The organism is Bradyrhizobium sp. 1(2017), assembly GCF_011602485.2.
Classification (GTDB): Bacteria; Pseudomonadota; Alphaproteobacteria; order Rhizobiales; family Xanthobacteraceae; genus Bradyrhizobium.
Window position 1 is genome coordinate 6897472 of record NZ_CP050022.2, and the last position, 22861, is coordinate 6920332.

General features: G+C 65.1%; 21 protein-coding genes. 12 read left to right on the forward strand and 9 right to left on the reverse strand.

Going from position 1 to position 22861, the window contains the following annotated elements; all coding sequences use genetic code 11:
* The first annotated feature begins 39 nt into the window (after nucleotides 1-39).
* Nucleotides 40-975, forward strand: coding sequence for a DMT family transporter (locus HAP40_RS32730; protein WP_166813501.1), 936 nt, complete (start codon nucleotides 40-42; stop codon nucleotides 973-975).
* A 219-nt stretch (nucleotides 976-1194) separates the two neighbouring features.
* On the forward strand, nucleotides 1195-2172 hold the full coding sequence (locus tag HAP40_RS32735; protein ID WP_166813499.1) for a Bug family tripartite tricarboxylate transporter substrate binding protein: 978 nt from the start codon (nucleotides 1195-1197) through the stop codon (nucleotides 2170-2172).
* A gap of 248 nt (nucleotides 2173-2420) precedes the next feature.
* Here HAP40_RS32735 and HAP40_RS32740 read toward each other — a convergent pair whose 3' ends face one another.
* Complete coding sequence (locus HAP40_RS32740; protein ID WP_166813497.1) at nucleotides 2421-4106, reverse strand: methyl-accepting chemotaxis protein; 1686 nt, start codon at nucleotides 4104-4106, stop codon at nucleotides 2421-2423.
* Nucleotides 4107-4368: 262 nt separating this feature from the next.
* Here HAP40_RS32740 and HAP40_RS32745 point away from each other — a divergent pair, with 262 nt between their 5' ends.
* The 5 genes from HAP40_RS32745 (at nucleotide 4369) to HAP40_RS32765 (ending at nucleotide 10269) form a co-directional block, all read left to right on the forward strand.
* Complete coding sequence (locus HAP40_RS32745; protein WP_166813495.1) at nucleotides 4369-5412, forward strand: C-terminal binding protein; 1044 nt, start codon at nucleotides 4369-4371, stop codon at nucleotides 5410-5412.
* Between the two features lie 85 nt (nucleotides 5413-5497).
* Nucleotides 5498-6844 (forward strand): ABC transporter substrate-binding protein, encoded by a 1347-nt coding sequence (locus tag HAP40_RS32750; RefSeq protein ID WP_166813493.1) that lies wholly within the window; start codon nucleotides 5498-5500, stop codon nucleotides 6842-6844.
* 135 nt (nucleotides 6845-6979) lie between these two features.
* Complete coding sequence (locus tag HAP40_RS32755; RefSeq protein ID WP_166813491.1) at nucleotides 6980-7936, forward strand: carbohydrate ABC transporter permease; 957 nt, start codon at nucleotides 6980-6982, stop codon at nucleotides 7934-7936.
* The gene (locus HAP40_RS32760) at nucleotides 7929-8828 is read left to right on the forward strand and encodes a carbohydrate ABC transporter permease (RefSeq protein ID WP_166813489.1); all 900 of its coding nucleotides are present in this window, start codon (nucleotides 7929-7931) and stop codon (nucleotides 8826-8828) included. Before HAP40_RS32755 ends, HAP40_RS32760 begins: the two co-directional genes overlap by 8 nt.
* Before the next feature lie 85 nt (nucleotides 8829-8913).
* A complete protein-coding gene (locus HAP40_RS32765) occupies nucleotides 8914-10269 on the forward strand; it encodes an esterase-like activity of phytase family protein (protein WP_166813487.1) in 1356 nt (451 codons plus the stop codon).
* Between the two features lie 61 nt (nucleotides 10270-10330).
* On the opposite strand, the gene HAP40_RS32770 is transcribed toward HAP40_RS32765, so the two are convergent.
* The 6 genes from HAP40_RS32770 to HAP40_RS32795 form a co-directional block, all read right to left on the reverse strand.
* A complete protein-coding gene (locus tag HAP40_RS32770) occupies nucleotides 10331-11164 on the reverse strand; it encodes a TonB family protein (RefSeq protein ID WP_166813485.1) in 834 nt (277 codons plus the stop codon).
* On the reverse strand, nucleotides 11164-11604 hold the full coding sequence (gene exbD / locus HAP40_RS32775) for a TonB system transport protein ExbD (protein WP_166813483.1): 441 nt from the start codon (nucleotides 11602-11604) through the stop codon (nucleotides 11164-11166). Before exbD ends, HAP40_RS32770 begins: the two co-directional genes overlap by 1 nt.
* A gap of 4 nt (nucleotides 11605-11608) precedes the next feature.
* Complete coding sequence (gene exbB, locus HAP40_RS32780; protein ID WP_166813481.1) at nucleotides 11609-12385, reverse strand: tonB-system energizer ExbB; 777 nt, start codon at nucleotides 12383-12385, stop codon at nucleotides 11609-11611.
* Nucleotides 12386-12411: 26 nt separating this feature from the next.
* On the reverse strand, nucleotides 12412-12927 hold the full coding sequence (hutX, locus tag HAP40_RS32785) for a heme utilization cystosolic carrier protein HutX (RefSeq protein ID WP_166813479.1): 516 nt from the start codon (nucleotides 12925-12927) through the stop codon (nucleotides 12412-12414).
* 23 nt (nucleotides 12928-12950) lie between these two features.
* Nucleotides 12951-13286 carry an antibiotic biosynthesis monooxygenase family protein gene (locus HAP40_RS32790; protein WP_166813468.1) on the reverse strand — a complete coding sequence of 112 codons (336 nt, stop codon included), beginning with the start codon at nucleotides 13284-13286 and terminating at the stop codon, nucleotides 12951-12953.
* Between the two features lie 98 nt (nucleotides 13287-13384).
* A complete protein-coding gene (locus HAP40_RS32795; RefSeq protein ID WP_166813466.1) occupies nucleotides 13385-15736 on the reverse strand; it encodes a TonB-dependent hemoglobin/transferrin/lactoferrin family receptor in 2352 nt (783 codons plus the stop codon).
* A gap of 260 nt (nucleotides 15737-15996) precedes the next feature.
* On the opposite strand from HAP40_RS32795, the gene HAP40_RS32800 reads away from it, so the two are divergent.
* From HAP40_RS32800 to HAP40_RS32815, 4 genes are read left to right on the forward strand one after another with little or no spacing between them, the layout of a single operon-like run.
* Nucleotides 15997-16203: a hemin uptake protein HemP gene (locus tag HAP40_RS32800; protein ID WP_246556593.1), complete on the forward strand. Its 207-nt coding sequence runs from the start codon at nucleotides 15997-15999 to the stop codon at nucleotides 16201-16203.
* Between the two features lie 6 nt (nucleotides 16204-16209).
* On the forward strand, nucleotides 16210-17163 hold the full coding sequence (locus HAP40_RS32805; protein ID WP_166813464.1) for a heme/hemin ABC transporter substrate-binding protein: 954 nt from the start codon (nucleotides 16210-16212) through the stop codon (nucleotides 17161-17163).
* A complete protein-coding gene (locus tag HAP40_RS32810) occupies nucleotides 17160-18254 on the forward strand; it encodes a FecCD family ABC transporter permease (protein ID WP_166813462.1) in 1095 nt (364 codons plus the stop codon). The genes HAP40_RS32805 and HAP40_RS32810 overlap by 4 nt, the downstream gene beginning before the upstream one ends.
* Nucleotides 18251-19048 carry a heme ABC transporter ATP-binding protein gene (locus HAP40_RS32815; RefSeq protein WP_166813460.1) on the forward strand — a complete coding sequence of 266 codons (798 nt, stop codon included), beginning with the start codon at nucleotides 18251-18253 and terminating at the stop codon, nucleotides 19046-19048. The genes HAP40_RS32810 and HAP40_RS32815 overlap by 4 nt, the downstream gene beginning before the upstream one ends.
* 78 nt (nucleotides 19049-19126) lie before the next feature.
* Here the strand turns inward: HAP40_RS32815 and HAP40_RS32820 are convergent, their stop codons facing one another.
* Together HAP40_RS32820 and HAP40_RS32825 are read right to left on the reverse strand one after the other, a co-directional pair.
* Nucleotides 19127-20803 carry a mucoidy inhibitor MuiA family protein gene (locus HAP40_RS32820; protein WP_166813458.1) on the reverse strand — a complete coding sequence of 559 codons (1677 nt, stop codon included), beginning with the start codon at nucleotides 20801-20803 and terminating at the stop codon, nucleotides 19127-19129.
* A gap of 196 nt (nucleotides 20804-20999) precedes the next feature.
* On the reverse strand, nucleotides 21000-21620 hold the full coding sequence (locus HAP40_RS32825) for a response regulator transcription factor (RefSeq protein WP_166813456.1): 621 nt from the start codon (nucleotides 21618-21620) through the stop codon (nucleotides 21000-21002).
* A gap of 203 nt (nucleotides 21621-21823) precedes the next feature.
* On the opposite strand from HAP40_RS32825, the gene HAP40_RS32830 reads away from it, so the two are divergent.
* Nucleotides 21824-22861, forward strand: a complete 1038-nt coding sequence (locus HAP40_RS32830; RefSeq protein WP_166813454.1) for an AraC family transcriptional regulator — start codon at nucleotides 21824-21826, stop codon at nucleotides 22859-22861.

Here is a 22861-nt window from a genome sequence, read left to right on the forward strand (position 1 = left end):
TCACGACGGCAATCCGGCGCAAGCTCGTATCGCACGCAAATGACGATCGCTTCGCCCGCGCCACCGGCCTCGAATCCGGCCAGTTGGCTCAACAACCAGCCTTATCTGCTGCTCAGCCTGAGCTCGCTGTTCTGGGCCGGCAACATCGTGCTCGCCCGCCATGTCGGCGCGCATGTGCCGCCGCTGATGGTGACCACGATCCGCTGGTTCGGCGTGTTCCTGATCCTGTTGCCGTTCGCCTGGCCGCATCTGAAGCGCGACTGGCCCGCCTTGCGCCGCAGCCTGCGCCTGATGCTGTTCCTGTCGCTGGTCGGCTTCGCCTTCAACAACGCGATCTCCTACTGGGCGATGCAATACACGGAGGCGCTGAACGCGCTTCTGATCCAGTCGGCAGGCCCCCTGTTCGTGGCGCTGTGGTCGCTGGTGCTGTTCGGCGTGCGGCTGACCGGCGCGCAATTCGCCGGCATCGCGATCTCGCTTGTCGGCGTGCTCATCATCATCCTGCGCGGCGATCTTGCCGCGCTCGCGAGCATCAGCTTCAACAGGGGCGACATCATGTTCGCCTCCTCGCTGGTGGCGTTCGGTCTCTACTCCGCATTCATCCCGCGGCGGCCGAAGATCCACCAGCTCTCCTTCCTCTCCTTCACCACCTGCTGCGGGGCGACGATGCTGCTGCCGGCCGCGATCTGGGAGGCGGCAAGCGGCCGCGTGCTGCAATTCGACGCGACCACGCTGGCGACGATGGGCTACATCCTGATCTTCCCATCGACGCTGGCCTATCTGTTCTTCAACCGTGGCGTGGCGCTGATCGGCCCGAACCGGGCCGCGCCGTTCTTTCATCTGGTGCCGGTGTTCGGCTCGGCCATGGCGATCCTGCTGCTCGGCGAAAAGCTCCAGCCGTTCCACCTGATTGGCTACGCGCTGGTGCTCGCCGGCGTCGTGATCGCCTCGCGCCAGGGCTCTGCGGTGAAGTAATTCCGCGGCGTGGACTCTGCGCTCTCGTGTCCCGGACGCGCTGCGGCACGCAGTGACGCTGCGCAGAGCCGGGCCCCGGTTTGCCGCAGCATGGGCCCGGCTCTGCAGCGCACCGCTGAAGAAGCGCTGCGCTGCGTCCGGGGCAAGCAACTCCCGCCTTCCGATTTCAACGAGGAGACGCTAGGTTTCCCGCCAACGAAAAAGAGGGAACGTCCAGACATGCTTTCAGCGTTGATTCGAAACCTGCGTGCCATCGGGGCGGCCGCGCTCTGCCTCGCCGCCGCATCCACGGCTCATGCCGACAATTATCCGAGCCGCAACATCACGCTGGTGCTGCCGTTCGCGGCCGGCAGCGGCACCGACACCACCACGCGCCTGATCTCGCAGCATCTGTCGCAGGCGCTCGGCGTCGGCATCGTCATCGAGAACAAGGCGGGCGCCAACGGCATGCTCGCCGCAACCTATGTCGCGAAGGCCGCGCCCGACGGCTACACGCTGCTGGTGACGACCAACACCACGCATTCGGCCAATCCCTATCTGCTCAAGAGCCTCACTTACGATCCAGTCAAGGATTTCACTCCGATCGCGCGCACCGGCGATCTGCCCTTCATGCTGGTCATCAATCCGGAAGTGCCGGCCAAGACCGTCGGCGAGCTCGTCGCCTATGGCAAGGCCAATCCGGGCAAGCTGAGCTACGCCTCGGGCTCATCCTCGGCGATCGTGTCGGGCGCGACCTTTGCGCACAATGCCGGGCTCGACCTGCTGCATGTGCCCTACAAGAGCTCGCCGCCGGCACTCAACGACGTCATGGGCGGCCGCGTCTCGATGATGTTCGTGGACATCCTGACCGGCCTGCCGCACGTCAACGGCAACGCGCTGCGCGCGCTCGCGGTCACCACCAAGGAGCGCACGCCGCTGGTGCCGCACCTGCCCTCGATGCAGGAGGCCGGCGTGCCGGATTTCGACATCTCGTCGTGGCAGGGCTATTTCGGGCCGGCCGGCATGCCGAAGGAGATCGTGACGCGGCTTAACGCCGAGATCAGGAAGATCGTCGAGAATCCCGAGATCAAGGCCAAGCTCGCCACCCTCGGCATGGACGCCTTCTCGGGCACGCCGGAGCAGCTCGGCACCTTCGTGAACGAGCAGCTCGTGCTGTGGGAGAAGCTGATCACGAACGCGAAGATCGAGAAGCAGTAGGCCGGTCTCGCGTCCCGGACGCGGCGCGGCATGCAATGACGCGACGCTGAGCCGGGACCCAGAATGCCGCAAGCATGGGCCCCGGCTCAGCGCACCGCTGAAGAAGCGCTGCGCTGCGTCCGGGGCACGAGATCTCGTAGGGTGGGCAATGCGTAGCGTGCCCACCGACAACATCAGCAGACTCAAAAAGGCAAAGGTGGGCACGACGCTTTCGCGTCTTTGCCCACCCTACGAATTCAGCGCAAGACTTACGCCGCGCGCACCTTGGCGAGGAAGCTGTCGACGGCGCTGCGCAGCGCGCCGGACTGATTGTCCAGCTCGCGGGCGTTGGTGAGCACGTCGGTGGCAGCATGGCCGGTCGCTTCCGCGGCCGAGGTGACGCTGCCGATATGGGCGTTGATCTCGCTCGAGCCGGCCGCGACCGACTGGATGTTGCGGGCGATCTCGCGGGTGGCTTCGCCCTGCTGCTCGATCGATGCGGAGATGCCGGCGGTGATCTCGCTCATCTCGGCGATGGTCTGGGTGATGCCGGAGATGGCCGTGACCGCGTCGCTGGTCGAGGTCTGCATCGCCGCGACCTGCGCGGAGATCTCCTCGGTTGCCTTCGCGGTCTGGTTGGCGAGCGCCTTGACCTCGGAGGCGACGACCGCGAAACCGCGGCCGGATTCGCCGGCGCGTGCCGCCTCGATGGTGGCGTTGAGCGCGAGCAGGTTGGTCTGCGCGGCGATCGAATGGATCAACTTGACGACCTCGCCGATCTTCTCGGCGCCGGTCGAGAGCACCTGCACGGTGGCGTTGGTGCGCTCGGCGTCGCTGACGGCGCGGCTTGCGACTTCGGTCGAGCGGGTGACCTGGCGGGAGATTTCCGCAACCGAGCTCGACAGCTCTTCGGCGGCAGCCGCGACCGTGCCGACATTGCCGGAAGCCTTTTGCGAGGCCGTGCCGACCGTCGCCGCACGCGAGGAGGCGTCGCTCGCGGTCGCAGTCATCGACTGCGCCGTGCTCTGCATGCCGGCGGCGGCCGAGGAGACCGAGCGGACGATGCCGTTGACGCTGCGTTCGAAGTCGTTGGCGATGCCCTCCATCGCGCTGCGACGTTCCGCCGCGGCACGATCCTTGGCATCCGCCTCGGTCTTCTCGAGGTCGCGGATACGAACGGCGTTGTCCTTGAAGATCTGGACGGTCGAGGCCATTTCGCCGACCTCGTCGCCACGGCCGACGCCGGGAATATCGCCATCGAGCTTGCCGTCGGCGAGGTCCTTCATGCGAGCGCCGAGCAGCGCAAGCGGCCCGCTGATGCTGCGGCCGAGCAGCCAGGCGACGCCACCTGCAACGACGAGGATGCCGAGGATAGCGAGGCCGAGCGACCAGAACACCGGGCCCATCTTGGCATCGATGTCGTCGAGATAGGCGCCGGTGCCGAGATACATGTCAAAGCCGGGAATCGCGACCGCGTAGCCGATCTTGCGGATCGGTGTCTCCTGGCCGGGCTTCACATATTCATAATACAGCAGGATCGAGCCGTTGGCCTTGACGCCGTCCATCAGCTCGACGGACAGCTTGCGGCCGTTGGTCACGACATCCATGCGGTTGGTGCCGATCTGCTTCGGATCGGGCGCGAGCTGGGTGATGCCGTCATAGGACGTGCCGAACAAATAGCCCGAGCCGTTGTCGTAGGTCATCGCGTTGCCGTAGCGGCGAAGGTCGGCCATCGCCGCGTCCTTGGTCAGCTCGCCGGCATCGACGCGCTTCTTGAGCGCGGCGGCGTAATTGCGACCGAGATCGACGATCGACTTGGCTTGATCGATGCGCGCATTGACCATCTCGCGCTTCATTAGATAGCCGGCGAGAAGACCGGAGATGCACAGCCCCAACAAGGTGACGGCGACGAGGATGCCGAGCTTGGAGGCGATCTTCATATTGCTCAACTTCACGGGAAGGCTCCGGAGATAAGGAAATACGGGCACGCGAGTGAATCGATCGAAATTGAAACAACTTTTAGTGTGTGACCCCTTATCAACCTGTTACGGGCCGCTCCGTAGAAGCCCGGAGCGCAGGCCAAAACGGGCGAATAAATCGCCGCACCGGCAACCGGCGATTGTACGCACAGGTCCGGATTTCGCGTAAAAGACGCAAAGGCCCGCCGCTGATGTCGGGTCACAACAAGAACCGACAGACCAAATCGGGAGCTAAGAAATGCCGAAATACAGGGTGGTGACGCCGAAGGGCGCGAGCTTCACGGTCGCAGGCAGCGACTATTCCTTTGAGCGCGAAGCGCTCGATCCGATCGATGCCGAGATCGTCGAGGCGCCGGCCGACGAGGCCGGATTCATCGCCGCCGCCAAATCCGCCGACGCCATCTACGCCAAGGGCATTCCGATCACCAAGACGATCATCGACGCGCTCGAGGGCTGCAAGGTCATCACGCTCGGCTCGGTCGGCGTCGACAGCGTCGACGTCAAGGCTGCCACCGCCCGCGGCATTCCCGTCACAAATATCCCCGACACATTCATCGAGGAGGTCGCCGACCACGCCATGATGCTGCTGCTCGCGGGCTTCCGCCGCCTGGTCGAGCAGGACCGCATGGTGCGTGACGGCCGCTGGGCCGAGGGCCGGCCGGCACTGCTCAAGGTTCCCCGGCTGATGGGCCAGACGCTCGGCTTCATCTCGTTCGGCCGTGTCGCGCGTGCGGTCGCGAAACGTGCGGCGCCCTTCGGCCTGCGCATGATGGCCTATGATCCCTTCATCCAGGAAACGCTGATGTACGACCACGGCGTGGTTCCGGCGACGCTGAACGAGGTGCTGTCGCAATCCGACTTCGTCTCGATGCACGCCCCTGCAAGGCCCGAGGTGCATCACATGCTGACCGAGAAGCACTTCCGGCAGATGAAGAAAGGCTCGATCTTCATCAACACCGGCCGCGGCGCCACGGTGGACGAGGAGAGCCTGATCAAGGCGTTGCAGGAGGGCTGGATCGCGCATGCCGCCCTGGACGTGCTGGAGAAGGAACCGCCCTCGCACAACAATCCGCTGCTCGGCATGGAAAACGTGACCCTGACCGCCCACGTCGCCTCGGCCTCGGCACGGTTCGACGAGGCGCGCAAGCGCCGCGTGGGCTACGAATTGTCACTGGTGCTTCAGGGCATGTGGCCGGTAAGCTGCGTCAATCCGTCGGTGCTGCAAAGCACCGCGCTCCGCCGCTGGCAGCCTGTCAGCATGGATCGCGGGCCGAACAGCTAGACGGGCCGGCGCGAACGCGTCAAAGACCGAAACGGCCCTTCACCGGCGATCAACGCCGGGAAGGGAGACATCAAGGGAGGAACTGATGAGGAACGACATCACCCGTCGTGATGCCTTGGCGCTGGGCCTATCCGCTGCAACGCTCGCGGCCACTGGTGCTGCAGCGCAAACGTCATCGACGATCAAAGCGGCCGATGTGGCGGCGCCCAAGCGCGACATCGAGAAGGGCGCATCCTTGCGCATGCTGCGCCCGGTGCGCTTCGTCCAGGCCGACGAGGACGTGTTCCGCGCCAATGTGGCAAAGTTCACCAAGGAGACCGGGGTCGAGGTCAAGGTCGACTTCGTCGGCTGGGAAGACATCAACCAGCAGACCGCGGTGACCTCGAATTCCGGCGCCGGCCCCGACATCATCATCGGCTTCTCCGATGCCCCGCACATCTATGTCGACAAGCTGGTCGAGCTCACCGACGTCGCCGACTATCTCGGCAAGAAGTACGGCGGCTGGCAGAATCTTGCCAAAGCCTACGGCAAGAAGGCCAAGAGCGAGACCTGGATCGGGCTACCGTTCGGCGCCACCGCCGGCCCCCTGATCTATCGCAAGTCCGTGCTCAAATCCGTCGGGTTCGACAAGGCGCCGGACGACCTTCCCGGCTTCATGGACCTCTGCAAGAAGCTGCACAAGGCTGGCAAGCCCGCAGGCTTTGCACTGGGCAATGCCGTCGGCGACGGCAACGGCTTTGCGGACTGGATGATGTGGGCGCACAACGCCGCATTGCTGGATGAGGAAGGCAATGTCACCATCAACAGCAAGGAGACGATCGCCGCGCTCAACTACGTGAAGGAGCTTTATCCGACCTTCATTGCCGGCACGCCCTCCTGGAACGACGTCAGCAACAACCGCGCGTATTCCTCGCAGGAAATCGGGCTGACGGCGAACGGCGTCTCGCTGTATTTCTCGCTGAAGAATGATCCCGCGACCGCCGCCATCGCCGAAGATTCCGAACATCAGCTGCTGCCGAAGGGTCTTGCGGCGGCCGCGCCGATGTCGGGACTGACGCTGAATGCCATGGTGTTCAAGCACAGCCAGTATCCGAATGCCGCGAAGGCGCTCCTGCAATACATGCTGGAAAAGGACCAGTACGAGCCCTGGCTCAACGCCAATAGCGGATATTGGTCGCAGCCGCTGGCCGCCTATGCCGATGCAGCCGTCTGGAAGGGCGATCCCAAGGTGGCGATCTTCAAGGACACCATGAACAGCAAGTATTATGCCGGCTACAAGGGGCCGATCTCGACTGCGACGGGTGCAGTTCGCGCGGATTATGTGACGGTGCAGATGTTCGCTTCGGTGGCGACCGGTGCGGCAACACCCGAAGCCGCGGCTGCGGAGGCGGAGCAGCGCTGCAAGCGATACTTCCGGCGGCAAAACCGGTAAGCATCGACAACGCCGCCGTCATAGCGAGGAGAACTTGCGACGAAGCAATCCAGACTGTCCGCACAGCCAGACTGGATTGCTTCGTTCCGTTCGCAATGACGGTGTAGAGACCTTCAACGACAGGACAACGCCCTGATGTCCGTGACGACCTTCTCTCCTACGGCCCTCGCGCACCGGCAACCGAGCTGGCTGGTACGGCTGTTCGACTACAAGCCGTTCCTGATCGTGATGTGCCTTGCACCCGCGATCGGGCTGCTCGCCGTCTTCCTCACCTACCCGCTCGGTCTCGGCATCTGGCTGGCCTTCACCGACACCACGATCGGCCGGCGCGGCATCTTCATCGGGCTGGAAAATTTCCAGTACCTGCTCACCGATCCTCTGTGGTGGGGTGCGGTGTTCTACAGCGTGTTCTACACGGCGATCGCAACCTTCGGGAAATTTGCGCTCGGCTTCTGGCTCGCGCTGCTGCTCAACAACCATTTTCCGTTCAAGAGCCTGCTCCGCGCCATCGTGCTGCTGCCATGGATCGTGCCGACGGTTCTCTCGGCACTGGCGTTCTGGTGGATTTACGATCCGCAATTCTCGATCATCTCCTATCTCCTGGTCGACGTGCTGCACTGGCGCGACAGCAATATCGACTTCCTCGGCTCGCCCTGGCCGGCGCGGTTCTCGCTGATCGCGGCCAATATCTGGCGCGGCATCCCCTTCGTCGCGATCTCGCTGCTGGCGGGGCTTCAGACCATCTCGCCCTCGCTCTACGAGGCCGCGATGCTCGACGGCGCCAGCGCCTGGCAGCGCTTCCGCTACATCACCTTCCCGATGATGATGCCGATCCTCGCCATCGTCATGACCTTCTCGATCATCTTCACCTTCACCGATTTCCAGCTGGTCTATGCCATCACCCGCGGTGGCCCCGTGAACTCGACTCACCTGTTGGCGACGCTTGCCTTCCAGCGCGGCATCGCCGGCGGCGAGCTCGGCGAGGGTGCCGCGATCGCGGTGTCGATGATCCCGTTCCTGGTGTTCGCGACGCTGTTCTCATATTTCGGCCTGGCGCGCCGCAAATGGCAGCAGGGAGAGAGCAATGACTGATACCGTCGCTCAACCGGCTGTCGCGGACGCCAAGGCCGCGCCCGACACCATGGCCTGGGACTCCGGGCTGCGGCGGCTGATGATGATCTATCTGCCGCTCGGCTGCTTCGTGATCATCCTGCTGTTCCCGTTCTACTGGATGGCGATCACCTCGTTCAAGCCGAACGCGGAACTATTGAACTACAAGGACCACAATCCGTTCTGGATCTCCTCGCCGACGCTGGCGCACATCAAGCACCTCCTGTTCAACACCGCCTATCCGCGCTGGCTGTGGACCACGATGCTGGTTGCGATCGGATCGACGACGCTGTCGCTGATCGCGAGCACGCTGGCCGCCTATGCCATCGAACGCCTGCGCTTCCGCGGCAGTCCTTATGTCGGTCTCGGCATCTATCTGGCATATCTGGTGCCGCCGTCGATCCTGTTCATTCCGCTCGCCACCGTCGTGGTGCAGTTCGGCCTGTTCGACTCGCCGATGGCGCTGATCCTGGTCTATCCGACCTTCCTGGTGCCGTTCTGCACCTGGCTTCTGATCGGCTATTTCAAGTCGATCCCCTACGAGCTCGAGGAATGCGCGCTGGTCGACGGCGCCACACGGCTACAGATCCTGCGGCGGATCACGCTGCCGCTGGCGGTGCCCGGGCTGATCTCGGCCGGCATCTTCTCCTTCACGCTATCCTGGAACGAGTTCATCTACGCGCTCGCCTTCATCCAGAGCGGCGCCAACAAGACCGTGCCGGTCGCCATCCTGACCGAGCTCGTCACCGGTGACGTCTATCAGTGGGGAGCACTGATGGCGGGATCGCTGCTCGGCTCACTGCCGGTTGCGGTGTTCTACTCGCTGTTCGTCGACTATTACGTGTCCTCGCTGACGGGCGCGGTAAAGGAGTAGATGGCGGCTGCGGCCTTTTGGCCCAGCTTCACAAAACTGCAACACGCGATCCGCATAAGGCGTCGTCCGCCAACAGGAGACGCACATGCGCGCCACTTTTCTCAGCACCGTCGCAACGATCATTCTCACCGCGAGCTCGGCTCTCGCGCAGAGCGAAGGTGAATTCCCGGCCAAGCTTGCCGGTCACGTGGTGATGCCGGCCGCGACCTTCATCGACGCACCGGCTGACGCGCCCGCTGACCTCAAGACCTCGGGCAAATACACCACGGGCAAGCGCGTCGACGCGCTCGGCACCGTGATGGGCAAGTCCTACGAACGGGCGACCGGGGTGTCGCTGCCGTTCAAGGGCCAGCCGCTGCAGGGCCATTCCGGCATCAAGACCATGCCCGACGGCACCTTCTGGGTGATCACCGACAACGGCATGGGCGCCCGCGCCAACTCGCCGGACTCGATGCTCTACCTGAACCGCTACAAGATGGACTGGGCGAGCGGCAAGATCGAGCGGCAGGAGACCATCTTCCTGCACGATCCCGACAAGAAGGTGCCCTTCCGCATCGTGCACGAGGACACGCAGAAGCGTTACCTCACGGGCTCGGATTTCGACACCGAGGGCTTCCAGATCATCGGCGACACCTTCTGGATCGGCGACGAGTTCGGCCCCTACATCTTGAAGGCCGACAAGACCGGCAAGATCCTCGGCGTGTTCGATACGGTCGCCGACGGCAAGCCGGTGCGCTCGCCCGACAACTGGGCCGTGGGAACGCCGGCCGCGCCGGGGGCGACCTACACCAATGTCAACCTTCGCCGCTCCAAGGGCTATGAGGGCTTTGCTTCGTCCAAGGACGGGAAATTCCTCTACGGCCTGCTCGAAGGACCGCTGTGGGACGCCGACAAGAAGGACTGGGAGAAGGTCGACGGCAAGGAATCCGCCCGCATTCTCGAATTCGACGTCGCCGCCGAGAAATTCACCGGCCGCTACTGGCAATATGTGTTCGAGCAGAACGGCAATGCCATCGGCGACTTCAACATGATCGATCAGGCCTCCGGCCTCATCATCGAGCGTGACAACGGCGAAGGCACCGCCGACAAGGCCTGCCCGCAAGGCACCCGCGGCGACAACTGCTTCCCCGACCTTGCCAAGTTCAAGCGCGTCTACAAGATCGAGCTCACCGACGCCAATGTCGGCAAGCCCGTCCGCAAGATTGGCTATATCGACCTCATGAAGATCAAGGATCCCGACAAGAAGGCGAGGAAGCCGCTCAACGACGGCGTCTACACCTTCCCGTTCTTCACCATCGAGAACGTCGATCGCGTCGACGACACCCACATCATCGTCGGCAACGACAACAACCTGCCGTTCTCGTCCAGCCGCGATCCCAACAAGGCCGATGACGACGAGTTCATGCTGCTCGAGGTCGCGGACTTCCTGAAGGCGAAGTAAGTCCCGGTCCGGCTTTGCCGTCTCCTCTCCTGCGTCGCGCGGGAGAGGAGATCCTCGCCAATCACCGATCCCCGAACTTCACCCCGACCTTGATGTTCATCGTCGCATAGGTGATCTCGGCTGGCACCGGTGGGAATGGCTGGGCCTGGCGCACCATGGCCATGGCCTGAGCATCGAGGACCGCCACGCCCGAAGAGCCGCCGATGCGGCTGGACAAGACCTGCCCAGCGCGACCGAGGGTGAGGTTCAGCGTGACCACGCCCTTCTGTCCGTTGGCGCTCGCCGGGTACTGGTGGAAGCGCATGAGATGCGCTCGGACGCGCTGATTGTAGGTCGCCATCGTCGATGCCACCGAGCCCGCATTCACGGCCGATGCCAGCGGCGCTTCGCGCTCCGCCCGCGGCGGTGCGCTGGTGCGGGGCGCGGGAGGCGCATCCGACGGCTTCCGGGCGTCGGGCCGCACTACCTTGGGCTTCTCCGGAGCAGGCTTCTGCACCGGCGCAGTTTTCGCGGGCTCGGGCTTCGGCGGGCTCGGCTCGAGCTTCTGCTCCGGTGGAGCGACGACGTCCGGCTTCTCCTGCGGCGGCGTCGGCGGAATCATCTCCTCGACGGCTTGCTGCTGCTCCGGCTCGGGCGGCGACGCATCCGCCTGCTGCATCAGGGGTCCCGGCGCGATGTCGAGCGGCGTCGACTGCGGCGCCGACGTCTCCGGCGTCATGTCGATCAGGATGGCCGGCATGTTGACGCCCTCGTCCGGCACCTGCTTCAGCCAATTCGTCGCGAGCAGTGCGGCGGCAATGTGCAACGCCACGATCACCGCCGCCGAGGCGCTCCAGCGCGCGGTCTCCGCCTCGCCGAGCGGCTGGTGCAGGGCAAACGCGTTAGCGGCGGCCATCAGCTGCGTCCGTCGAGGCCGACGAGGGCGACCTTGAGATAGCCGGCATTGCGCAGGCTGTTCATCACCTCCATCAAGTCGCCATAGGAGACGGCCTTGTCGGCGCGCAGATAGATGCGCTCGTCCTTGCGGCCCTTGGTGGCGGCGGTGAGCGAGGTGCCGAGCGCATCGCGGGCCACGGTCTCCTCGCCAATCGCGATCGAAAGATCCGACTTCACGGTGACGAAGACCGGCTTGTCCGGCCGCGGCGCGGGCTCGGCGGCGGTCGCCGGCAGATCGACGCCGATGTCGACCGTGGCGAGCGGTGCGGCCACCATGAAGATGATCAGAAGCACCAGCATTACATCGATGAACGGCGTGACGTTGATCTCGTGGGTGACGTCGAGATCGCTCGCGTCGCCGCGCGAGCCGAGCTTCGATGCGCCGAGCTTTGCGGCCATGGCCCTACTCCGCCGCCCGCGCCAAGCGGAATCCCCTGTGGTCGCGCTGGCGGCTCACCAGCAGCATGAGTTGCGCCGAGGCGTCGCCGAGCAGCGCGCGGTAATTGGCAATGCCGCGGACGAGGTGATTGTAGATCACGACCGCCGGGATCGCGGCGACGAGCCCGAGCGCGGTGGCGAGCAGCGCCTCCGCGATGCCGGGCGCGACGACGGCAAGGCTGGTGGTATGGCTCTCGGAGATGCCGATGAAGGAATTCATGATGCCCCAGACGGTGCCGAACAGGCCGACGAACGGCGCGGTGGCGCCGATGGTCGCGAGCACGCCGGTGCCGCGCGCGATCTGCCTCGACATCGCCGCCTCGACCCGCTCGAGCCGCAGCGCGACGCGCTCCTGCAGGCCGTCGTCGAGGACGCCACCGGAGAGCTCGGCTTCCCTGGCGCAGGACTGGATGAGCTGGGCAACCGCATCATGCGCCTCTCCGGTCCGCGCCGCGGCGTCAGCGAGTGTCATGTTGGCTTCGAGCGCCCGCGTTCGCTGCAAGGCGAGCGCGCCCTTGCGGCGGAGCTCGATGGTCTTGGCGAGCCACACCGTCCAGGTCACCAGCGAGGCGACGGCAAGGCCGACCATCACCGTCTTCACGATGATGTCCGCGCCGACGAACATGCCCCAGGGCGACAGATTGCGCGGCAACAGCGCTTCGTCGAGCGCGAAGGCCGGTGCCGGTGCGAACGCCAACGCGATAGCTGGGATCACATGCCGAAGCCCACGAATGCCCTGCATCTTGATTCCTGACAGACAGAAAGAAGCTATGCGGTGGGCTGCGCCGCGATCCGGTGCGCGAGCTGCCGAAACCGCGCCAACTGGTCCGCGCGCAGCGCCCGGGTCTCGTCCCGGCCGACGAACACCTTGAACATGATGCCGCCGTCGGCATTGACGAAGGCAACGAAGGCCGACGCCTTGCCCATGAAGGGACGCTCGACGAACGCAACGCCCGCGCACCGTTCGTGGCGCAGGTGGCCGTGCAATCCTTTCGGCTGCATCAGGTTGAAATAGCCGCGGCTGATCTCGCCCGCGGGAATGACGCCCGTGAATTCGAAGATCGCGTCGTCGGTATGCACGATCAGCGTGACCTCGCCCCATTCGGCGATGTCCCGCATGGCAGCGGCGAAATGCTCGCCGCCGCCGACGAGCACCATCGATGGCGGCAGCGCCTCGATCACCGCGCGTGGGGTGACCTTCCGCTCTCGCGCGACATCCTCGATGACCGCGCCGGGATTGTCGACCATATACGCCTTGAGACCGGCGAGATCGGTATTCAGCATATCCGGCTCCTTAGCTTGCCACCTCAGGCGGCCGCGTTCGCCTTGCGCTCGGTCATGATGACCTCGAACCCTTCGAACTTGGGATGGCCGAGATAGAGGCTTTCGCCGGTCTTGTTGTCGGCACGCGCATGCGCGCGGCGGAATTCCTCCGAGCGCGTCCAGGCTTCGAAAGCAGCCTTGTCGACCCACACCGTGTGCGAGGAATACAGCGTATGGTCCTCGAGCACCGGTCCTTTGAGCAGATGGAATTCAATGAAGCCGGCCATGCTACCGAGATAGGACTCCCGGGTGCGCCAGACGGTCTCGAACGCGGCTTCGGAACCGAGCTTCACCTGAAAACGATTCATTGCGATGAACATGAAAGTTTCTCCTTCTGATCAAGACGAAAACGCGCCGAAGCCGCGCTGGAGCATCAGCGCGGCCCGGCGGATATGGCTCGTGCTATGTGCCTCTCGGCCTACGCACCTCCAAAGTGGATCCTCATGCCGGCCTTGTAGACCCTGCCCGGCCCAGGGCTCGTCCAGAGCACGTCGTTCTGCGAGGTGCCGTCGGTCGAACTGCCGGGAATGGCGTAAGGCCGGTAGTACTGGTTCAAGAGATTGTCGATCGAGGCCGTGAAGACGATGTCCCTGGTCGCGTTGTAAGTCATATAGAGATTGACCAGATCGTAGCCGGTCGCCCGGATATAGTTGGCGGGCACGTCGTTGTTGGGACCGTACGAGGCCCACTGCGCCGACAGGATCAGCGTGCGATCGAGCAGGCGAACACCACCGGTCGTGACGACCTTGGTCGGCGTGATGGTCGCCAGCCCAATGTTGGTCTGGACGTTCTTGCCCTGGATGTAGTGGCCAGCGACGCCGATGAACCAATCGCCGGCGTCGTACATCGTCTCCGCCTCGAAGCCCTGAATGCGGGCATTGGCGATGTTCTGATACTGATAGTACTGGCTGAACGAGCCGAACGGCGGCACCGGGACGGGCGCCGAGGCGACCAGGTCGATATAGTCGCTGACGTCGTTGCGGAACAGGTTGATCTTGCCGCGGAACGAGTCGTTGGCGCTGAAGATGCTGTCGTATTTCAGGTTGAAGCCGACTTCCTTGTTCTTGCCGACTTCAGGACGAAGGTTCGGATTGGGCAGGAAGCAGAACAGGCCCACCGTGCCATCGGGACAGGGGAAGAAGGCCGGTCCGCCACCGGTCGCGTGCGCACCGGAGATCACCGTCTCGGTGATCGACGGGGCGCGATAGCCTTCCGCGTAACTGACATAGGGCTGGAAGCCCGCGACGGGGGTGACGCCGAGCGTGATCTTCGGCGAGAAGCGGTCTCCGCCGGCGCTGGTCCTGCCGGAATCGAGGTCGTAGCGGTCATAGCGGATCGCGCTCACCGCCTCGAACCAGGTGCTGTAGTTCTGCTTCAACTGAACGAAACCGCCCGAGACGGTACGGATGCCGCTCGGCGTGGTGATGTTGGAGTTGCCGCGGCTGTCCGTCGTGTTCACGTCGTCCTGGAACGCGTCGACACCCCAGGTGACGGCATTGCGCCAGTCGCCGACGTTGAAGCGCGTGGTGTTGTTGACGTCGATTCCGAAGGTATTGAGGACATAGCCGCGCTTGTCGCCGACGCAGCCGGAGATGTTGTTGCCGAAATTGCCGGCGCCACAAAGGGCCCCGCCTGCGGTCGAATAGTGGTAGGTCTTGGTCTGGTCGTTGTCGACGCGGTTGCCGTAGACCGACATCTGCCAGTCGAACAGATTGTCGCTCGGCAGCGAGTATTTCCAGGTGATGGTGCCGGTGTAGTTCTTGACGTCGGACGCATAGACCGACGAACCCTGATATAGCGCGCGCTGGGCCGCCGTTACCACCGGGCCGCGGTTGAACTGGCCGATGTCGTATTGATAATCCTGGAACACGGCGCCGAACTTGACCTCGTGACCGAGCGCCGGCCGCACCGTGAGCTTCATCAGCCCGGCTTCGACCTGGTTGCCGGTGTTGCCGATCTCGGTGCCGTTGCCATCCTTGTAATTGCCCTGCGTGCGATAGACTGCGCCACCGAAGATGTCGACGTCGGGCGTTGCGCGTACGCCGCCGAACACGGAGCCGAGGCCGCGATTGTTGTTGGATCCGTAAGAGCCTGAGAGATCGACACCCCAACGCTCGCCGGGGCGCAGCACGTCGTTGATGTCCTTGGTGCGGAACGAGACCACGCCGCCGATCGCGCCGGAGCCGTAGATGTTCGCGGTGGGACCGCGCACCACATCGACGCCGCCGATCAATTCAGGGTCGAGGAAGAAGGAGCCGTTGGCATTGTGGCCGGTACGCTGGTAGTTCTGCCGCGCGCCGTCGACGACGACCGCGACACGGCCGAAATCCTGCAAGCCGCGGATGTTGATGACGGTCGCAGGGTCGTCGCCGCGCTCCTGAAACGACACGCCGGGTACGGCATAGAAGATATCGGACAACCGGTTCGGCTGAAGCCCCTGGATCTGGTCGAGCGAAATCGAGCTGACCGGGGCCAGCGCATCGATGGCCCGCTCCGGGGTCTTGGTCGCGGCGACCGTGATGGTGTCGAGCGTTTGCACAGGCGACGCGCCGCCCGACTGAGCGCGGGCGTTCATCACCTCGGGCGTTGCCGGCTGCGCGACTTGCGGCTTTGCCGGCTTGCGCTTGGCCTGCTTCGGCCTTTCCGGCGACGCACTTTCGAGTTGCGGCGATCCGGTCTGCGCGAGACCACGCTCCGCCGTCATTGCCGCGATTGAAACCACCGACGCGCCTAAAATCAGGGCGCGCGAATACCTAGCCCCGTCAGCCATATCAGCCCCAGCCTGCACTTCACTTTGATTTGGGAGTCTTTGGCTGGCGTGCGCTCGCAACGCGAACGACTGGCTGGCTTGTTTTCTCGAAACGCGGGACGTCACCCCGCTGCCACAATTGGTTACGTGGCAACACTCTGACGGTCAATGACATCGCGTTGCAGTTTATATCGATTGTAAATTGCTGCCGTTGGAATGCGCCTCGCGCCGCCTGTACAAAGCAGACGCATCTGAAATTTCGAAAGTGCATTCACATTACAATGTCAGCAACATCCGGAGACAGCGGCAGCGTCGCGGCAGGGCCGGCAGGAAGTTCTTCTGCCACAACGAGAACCCTCACCATGCGAGGGAGCCGGATCGACAGCCGTGAGCTGTTTGCGGCCGAGCGCGAGATCATCATCGCACATGGCGAAGACAGCTATCGCTTGCGCCTGACGTCGCAGAACAAGCTGATCCTGACGAAGTAAATCGCAATGACATTTTGTCGCAGCCTTGCAAGTCTTCTGCTCTCCGGCACATTCGCGCTCGCGTCCGGTGCGCATGCCGCCGGTATCATCGTGCATGATGCGCGCAATCGCGACATCGCCGTCACCGACTTCGCGCGCACGGTCTCGATCGGCGGTGCCATCACCGAGATCCTCTATGCGCTCGGGCTGGAAAGCAGGCTGGTCGGCGTCGACACGACGAGCCTCTATCCGCCGGCGGCGCTGCATGACAAGCCCAATGTCGGCTACATGCGCCAGATTTCGGCCGAAGGCGTGCTCGGCCTCAACCCCACGCTGATCCTGGCGATCCAGGGATCGGGCCCGCGCGAGACGATGGACATCCTGGAAACGGCGAAGGTGCCGCTGGTGCTGGTGCCCGAGTCCTTCTCGGAGGACGGCCTGATCGAGAAGATCAAGCTGGTCGGTCACGCCATGGGCGTCGACGCGCGCGCCGAATGCCTGAGCGCTGCGGTCGGCGCCGATCTCGCGCAGCTCCGCGCACTGCGTGCCAAGGTGACGAAGCCGGTGCGCGTGATGTTCGTGATGTCGCTGCAGAACGGACGCGCCATGGTCGCCGGCCACAAGACTGCGGCTGACGAGATCATCCAGCTCTCCGGCGCGGCCAATGCCGTCGACGATTACGACGGCTACAAGATCATCGGCGACGAGGCGATCGTGGCGGCAAGACCCGATGTCGTGCTGTCGATCGAGCGCGGCAAGGATTCGCTCCAGGCCGACGCGGTCTATGCCCATCCCGGCTTTGCGCTGACGCCCGTCGCGACCAACAAGAGCTTCATCACCATGGACGGGCTCTATCTGCTCGGCTTCGGTCCGCGCACGGCCGCGGCGGCGCGCGATCTCTCGGTCAAGCTCTATCCGGCGCTGGCCGATGGCAGTGGCGCCTTCACGTCGGCTCTGTCGGCGGCGAACTGCCGGCAATGAGCGTGACGGTCGGGGCGCACACGCCGGGTGCGCGGCAAGCTGGCGCCGGACGACGATTTGCGTCGATTGCCCTCCCTGTCCTCTTCGTCATGCTCGTGGCGATCGCGGTCATCGCGCTGACGGTCGGTGCAGCCGGCATTCCCCTCTCTCGTCTGCCTACCGCGCTCGGCCTTGCCGGCAACGCGAGTGCAGAGGCCATGACCGCCCGCGACCAACTCGTGCTCTGGTCGATCCGCATCCCCAGGATCGCGGCGACAGCGATGGTGGGCGGCCTGCTCGCGGCCGCCGGCGCGATCATGCAGGGACTGTTTCGCAATCCGCTCGCCGATCCCGCGCTGGTCGGCGTCTCCAGCGGCGGCGCGCTCGCGGCGGCAAGCGCGATCGTCTTCACCGATTCACGCTTCGGCGAAGCGCTCCGCTTCCTCCAGACCGAGCTGTTGCCGCTCGCGGCCTTTGCAGGCTCGCTGCTCACCACCGCGATCCTCTACGGCATCTCCAGCCGCGCGGGGCGAACCTCGATCACGATCTTCCTGCTCGCCGGCGTCGCCATCACCGCCATCGCCAATGCCGGCATCGGGCTCCTGGTGTTCATCGCCGACGACCGCCAGCTCCGCGACATCACGTTCTGGCTGCTCGGATCGATGAGCGGCGCGACCTGGACCAAGGCCGCCGTGCTCGTGCCGATCCTCGTCATCGGACTTGTGGTTTGCGTCTTCATCGCGCGCGGGCTCGATCTGCTGGTGCTCGGCGAGGCCGACGCCTTTCACGGCGGGGGCGACGTCGAGCGCCTGAAGCGGATCTCGATCATCATGGTCTCCGCCATGACCGGCGTCGCAGTCTCGATCAGCGGTGTCATCGGCTTCGTCGGCATCCTCGTGCCGCATCTGTTGCGTCTCGTCATCGGACCGGCGCATCGCCTGCTGCTGCCAGCCTCGGTGCTGCTCGGTGCGATCCTGATGGTCGGCGCCGACACGCTGGCGCGCACCATCGTGGCGCCGGCGGAGATGCCGATCGGCATCCTGACCGCGGCCGTCGGCGCACCGGTTTTCCTCGGGATCCTGCTGCGGCAGCGCGGGCTCGCTTCGCTATGACCGCGGTGATCGAGGCGCACAGCCTGGTCAAGCGCGCCGGCCGCGCGACGCTGCTCGACGGCGTTGGCCTGACTGTCGCGGCTGGCGAGATGATCGCCATCATCGGCCCGAACGGCGCCGGCAAGTCGACGCTGCTGCGACTGCTCTCCGGCGATCTCCGCCCGAACGCGGGCGACGTGCGGCTGAAGCAACGCGACATCGGCAGCTATACGCCGCGCGAGCTCGCCGCGCACCGCGCCGTGCTGTCCCAGCACATCAACGTCACCTTTCCGTTCACGGTCGAGGAAATCGTGCTGATGGGCGCGGGCGATCGCAGCTTGCGCGAAGCGGGCGCGCTCGTGGATGCCGCGCTGGACGAGGTCGGCCTCACCCATTTCAAAGACCGGCAATTGCCGACGCTGTCAGGCGGCGAGCAGCAGCGCGTCCATTTCGCCCGCGTGCTGGTGCAGCTCGCCTGTGGCGAGGCCCAGCATGGTCCGGGACTTCTGCTGCTGGACGAGCCGACCTCGAGCCTCGACCTGCGCCACCAGATCGACCTCGTCGAAACCGCACGCCGCCGTGCGTTAGGCGGCACGGCCGTGATGGCGATCCTGCACGACCTCAACCTCGCGATCCGCTTTGCCGATCGCCTCATCGTGCTGAACGGCGGCAGGCTCGCCGCCGACGGCCCGCGAACGGAGGTCGTGACGCCCGAGATCATCCGCGATATCTTCGAAATCGATGCCGTGGTCCACAAGGGCGATGACGAGGTGCCCTACGTGCTGCCGCAATCGATGCGCGCGGTGTCGAGATGATGAGGCCCATTTGATCACTTGCGCTCGCGGCGCGCTTCACCTCTCCCCAGCGGAGAGGTGAAGCGAAAGCTGCTCTCCCTAGCCGGACGGCACGATCACCATGCCCTTGTCCTTCGGCCAGCGGATGCGCCAGGCGAAATTGATGTCCTTGGCCTCGCCGGGCTTGGCGTCGAACGACCATTCCAGCACGCCGCGCTTGTCGCGGATGTTGCTCGCGGTCGGTGGCGTGGTCGCCGGCAGCATCTCGACGACGATGTCCTCGTTCTCGCTGACCGGCAACTGGTCCTCGATCGCAACCTTGATCGGGAAGTCGTGGCCGTTGCGGACCGTGGTCTTGAACGAACGCTCGTCCGTCTTCGACGTCGTGACGAGGAGGCCCGCCGAACCCTCGTTGCGCTTGAGCACCGCGCGCTCGATTCGGACCTTGTCGTCGGCGCCGAAGCCGAGTCGCACGATGTCGTCCTTGGCCGACGCCGTGATCTTGCCGCGACCGACGAAGACACCGTCACGGTAGATCGCGACTTTCCCGGGCAACAATGCCGTGTCGTCGGGCTGCTTGAAGCTGGCTTCGAGGAAGGCGGTGGGGTCCATGACCGGCGCGGCGCGCACCGCCAGATCGGCGGGCACGGTCGTTGCCGCGATCTTCAGGCTCTTGGCACCCTCGGCGGCGCCGAGACTGACGCGGCCGGGAATCCTGAAGGTGGCCTGGAAGTCGCCGATCTCGGCGACCGCCTGCTGTTCCTCGGCGCGTTCACGCGGCTCGGCCGATTCCGCAATCTTCGCCATCGCTGGCGATTGTGCCTGACGCGTCATCGGCGCAGGCCGCGCCAGATCGGAGGCCGCGCCGAGGGCCATTGGCCTCTGCGGTTGCGGATATTGCGCCACGAGCGAGCCCAGCTCCGGCGCACTGCCGCCGCGGCTGATGCGGACCGTGGAGACGCCGAGCGTGACGTTGGACCAGTCCTCGCCGGTCGATTGCGTGATCTCGGCGCGACGGACCAGCTCCAGCTGCGGCTTGCGGTCCTTGGCGCCGGTGTCGAGGCGGGCGTCGTAGAGCGGCAGCCAGCGCGCATTGCGCACATTGTAAGTGACCCTCAGCGTCGCCTTGGTCGCAGCCGGCGCGGCAACGTCCATGCGGACCTCGAGCTTGCTCGGCGGCTTGGCCTTGCGCTCGGCTTCGAGCTGAGCGATCTGGCGATCGATCTCACGCAACTTGCGCGTCGCATCACGGATGGCGGTATCGGCACTCGCAATTTCCTCACCGACCGCCGCAAAGGCCGTGCGCCATTCGGCGATCGGACGCGCCTCGCCCTTCTCACCGATGCCAACGGGCGATGCTTCTGCAAAGTGCTCCGCGAACTTGCGGCGCGCATTGGCCGAGTCGATCGCCCCTTGCAGATCGGCGCGCTGGTCGTTCAGGGCTTCGATCCGCTTTTCCAGCTCGGGCATGTTGACCGGTGCCGCGCGCGGCGACCGCGCATCGATCGTGCCGATGGTCAGCCTGGCGCCGCCTTCACCCTCGACCCGGATGGAGGACGTATCGAGGGCCAGCGGAAAGTCCCTGGCGACCAGCGTCGCATCCCCGGACGGCAGGTCGACATTGATGATGCGGGTGACGGTGGCGCCGTCCGGATAGACCGTGACGGTGTCGATGGCCGACGTCGCGTCCACATCGGCGCCCCATGACGGCGATGCCACCGCCATGGCGATGAGAACCAGGCTCGTCGTTGTCAGATAGCTTGCGGTGATGCGCATAAAGTCCCTCCTGCCGGTATCGCCGCGCCGCCAGCCGGACGCGTGCGATCAGATGCCTCGCCATCGTGGTTGGACGCGGCAGGGAAGGAACTGGTTCGATTGGGGTTTCCGTGGGGCGCCGCCGCGGCGGCACGGTGGCCCCGGAGCGCATCATGTCCCGCGGCGGAGTCGTTAGGGGGCGAACTCGGGCTCGGCCTCAGATCTGGGCAGGCGAGCCCTGACCGAAGATGCGGCGGAGCAGATCGGTCACGTTGCGCGCGCCGGCCTTCCTCAGAACGCTGGCGCGGTAGCCCTCGACCGTCCGCGCGCTCAGATGCATGCGCCGGGCGATCTCCTTGTTGGTGAGGCCGGCAGCGAGATGTTCGAGCACGGCGGCTTCGCGCCCGGTCAAGGCTTCGCAGCCGGGCAGCCAGCGCCGCCGGTTCGAGCCGGGCTGCGCGAACTCGTCGATCGCGGCATCGACGCGATCGACGATGTCGCGGGTGCGGAACGGCTTTTCGATGAAGTCGGCCGCGCCGCCCTTGATGGCGTCGACCGCCATGGAAATGCTGCCATTGGCCGAGGTCACCAGGACCGGCGCCATGCAGTTCTCCTCGCGCAGCCGCTTGAGCACGTCGAGGCCGGAGCGATCCGGCGGCATCTCGAGCAGCACACAGGCCGGCATTCGCGCTCTTGCCTCCGACAGCAGCGAGGCGCCGTCGGCGAAGCAGATCACGTCGTAGGCGCTCTGTTGGAGCGCGGTCGAGAGTTGTTCGCGGGCGGTCGCGTCAGTTTCAATGACGAATACCTCACCCTTGGAAAGCGTGTTCCCCGGCATCATCCCGATCCAGCAATGTCTTGGTCAAATGGCCCGAGACGACCGCGGGCCCCGTCGCCCAGCCGCGCCGTTGTGAGCACGGCATTCACGCCAGTGCTTCGGTTCTCCTTATGTATGTTCCGCGCTGTTCCCGGATTTGACGGATCGGGACAGAAACTTTACATTTCGGGACACTGCGGGAATGGCCGACAGGAACGGGTCGCATGACCGACCTCATTCGCAGCGCAGGCTTGAGCTATTATCCGGAGGTCGCCCGGTCGGTCGGGCTCGACCCCAGGCAGATGATGCGCAAGGTGCGCCTGCCGCCGACCTGTCTCGACAAGCCCGATACGCCCATCGCCGTCGCCGGCCTGCGCCGCCTGCTCGAATTGTCGGCCGAGGCATCCGGCGCCGAAGATTTCGGTCTACGCCTCGCCGAGCGGGGCGGCCTGACCAATTTCGGCGCGGTCGGCTTGATCGTGCGCGAGCAGGCGACCGTCGGCGAGGCCATCGAAGCCTTCTCGCGCTTCATTCATGTCCATCATGACGGCATGCGGCTCGACGTCGTGCGTGCAAAGCGTACGGTGACGATCACGCTGCATCTGCGCGGCCGGCGGCCGACCGCGCCGCGCCAGGCGATCGACATGGCGCTCGGCAGCGTCCACCGCATCATCCAATCGCTGTTCAGCAGCGCTTGGCGGCCGCTGGAGGTGCACCTGCATTATCCGCCGCCCCGCGACCGCAAGCGCTATCGCGAGTTCTTCGGCTGCCGCGTGACCTTCAACGCGGATGGTGATGCAATCGTGCTGTCGGCGCACGACATGGAGCGGCGGGTCCCGAGCGCGCATCCGCTGATCGCGAGCTATCTGCGCAAGCGAATCGAGGCGATCGAGACGCGCCCCTCAAGCTGGGAGGCCAAGGTCGACGAGGTCGTGCGCATCCTGCTCGCCAGCGGCGACTGCACGGTCGAGCGCGTGGCAGAGCATCTCGCCTGCACGCGCCGCACCGTCCACCGCCACCTTGCCGCATCAGGCACGAGCTTCTCGGCCATCCTCGATGCGCAGCGCGCCGATCTCGTCACTCAGTTGATCGACGATCCCGGACGGCCGCTGGCCGACGTCGCCGTGCAGCTCGGCTTCTCCGCCCAGAGCGCCATGGCGCGCTGGTTCCGCGGACGCTTTGGCTGCACCATCTCCGCATGGCGCAAGGGCGCGCGGCCGCGGACGCCGCTGACCGGCGGGCCGGCGGCCACCGCGGCGTAG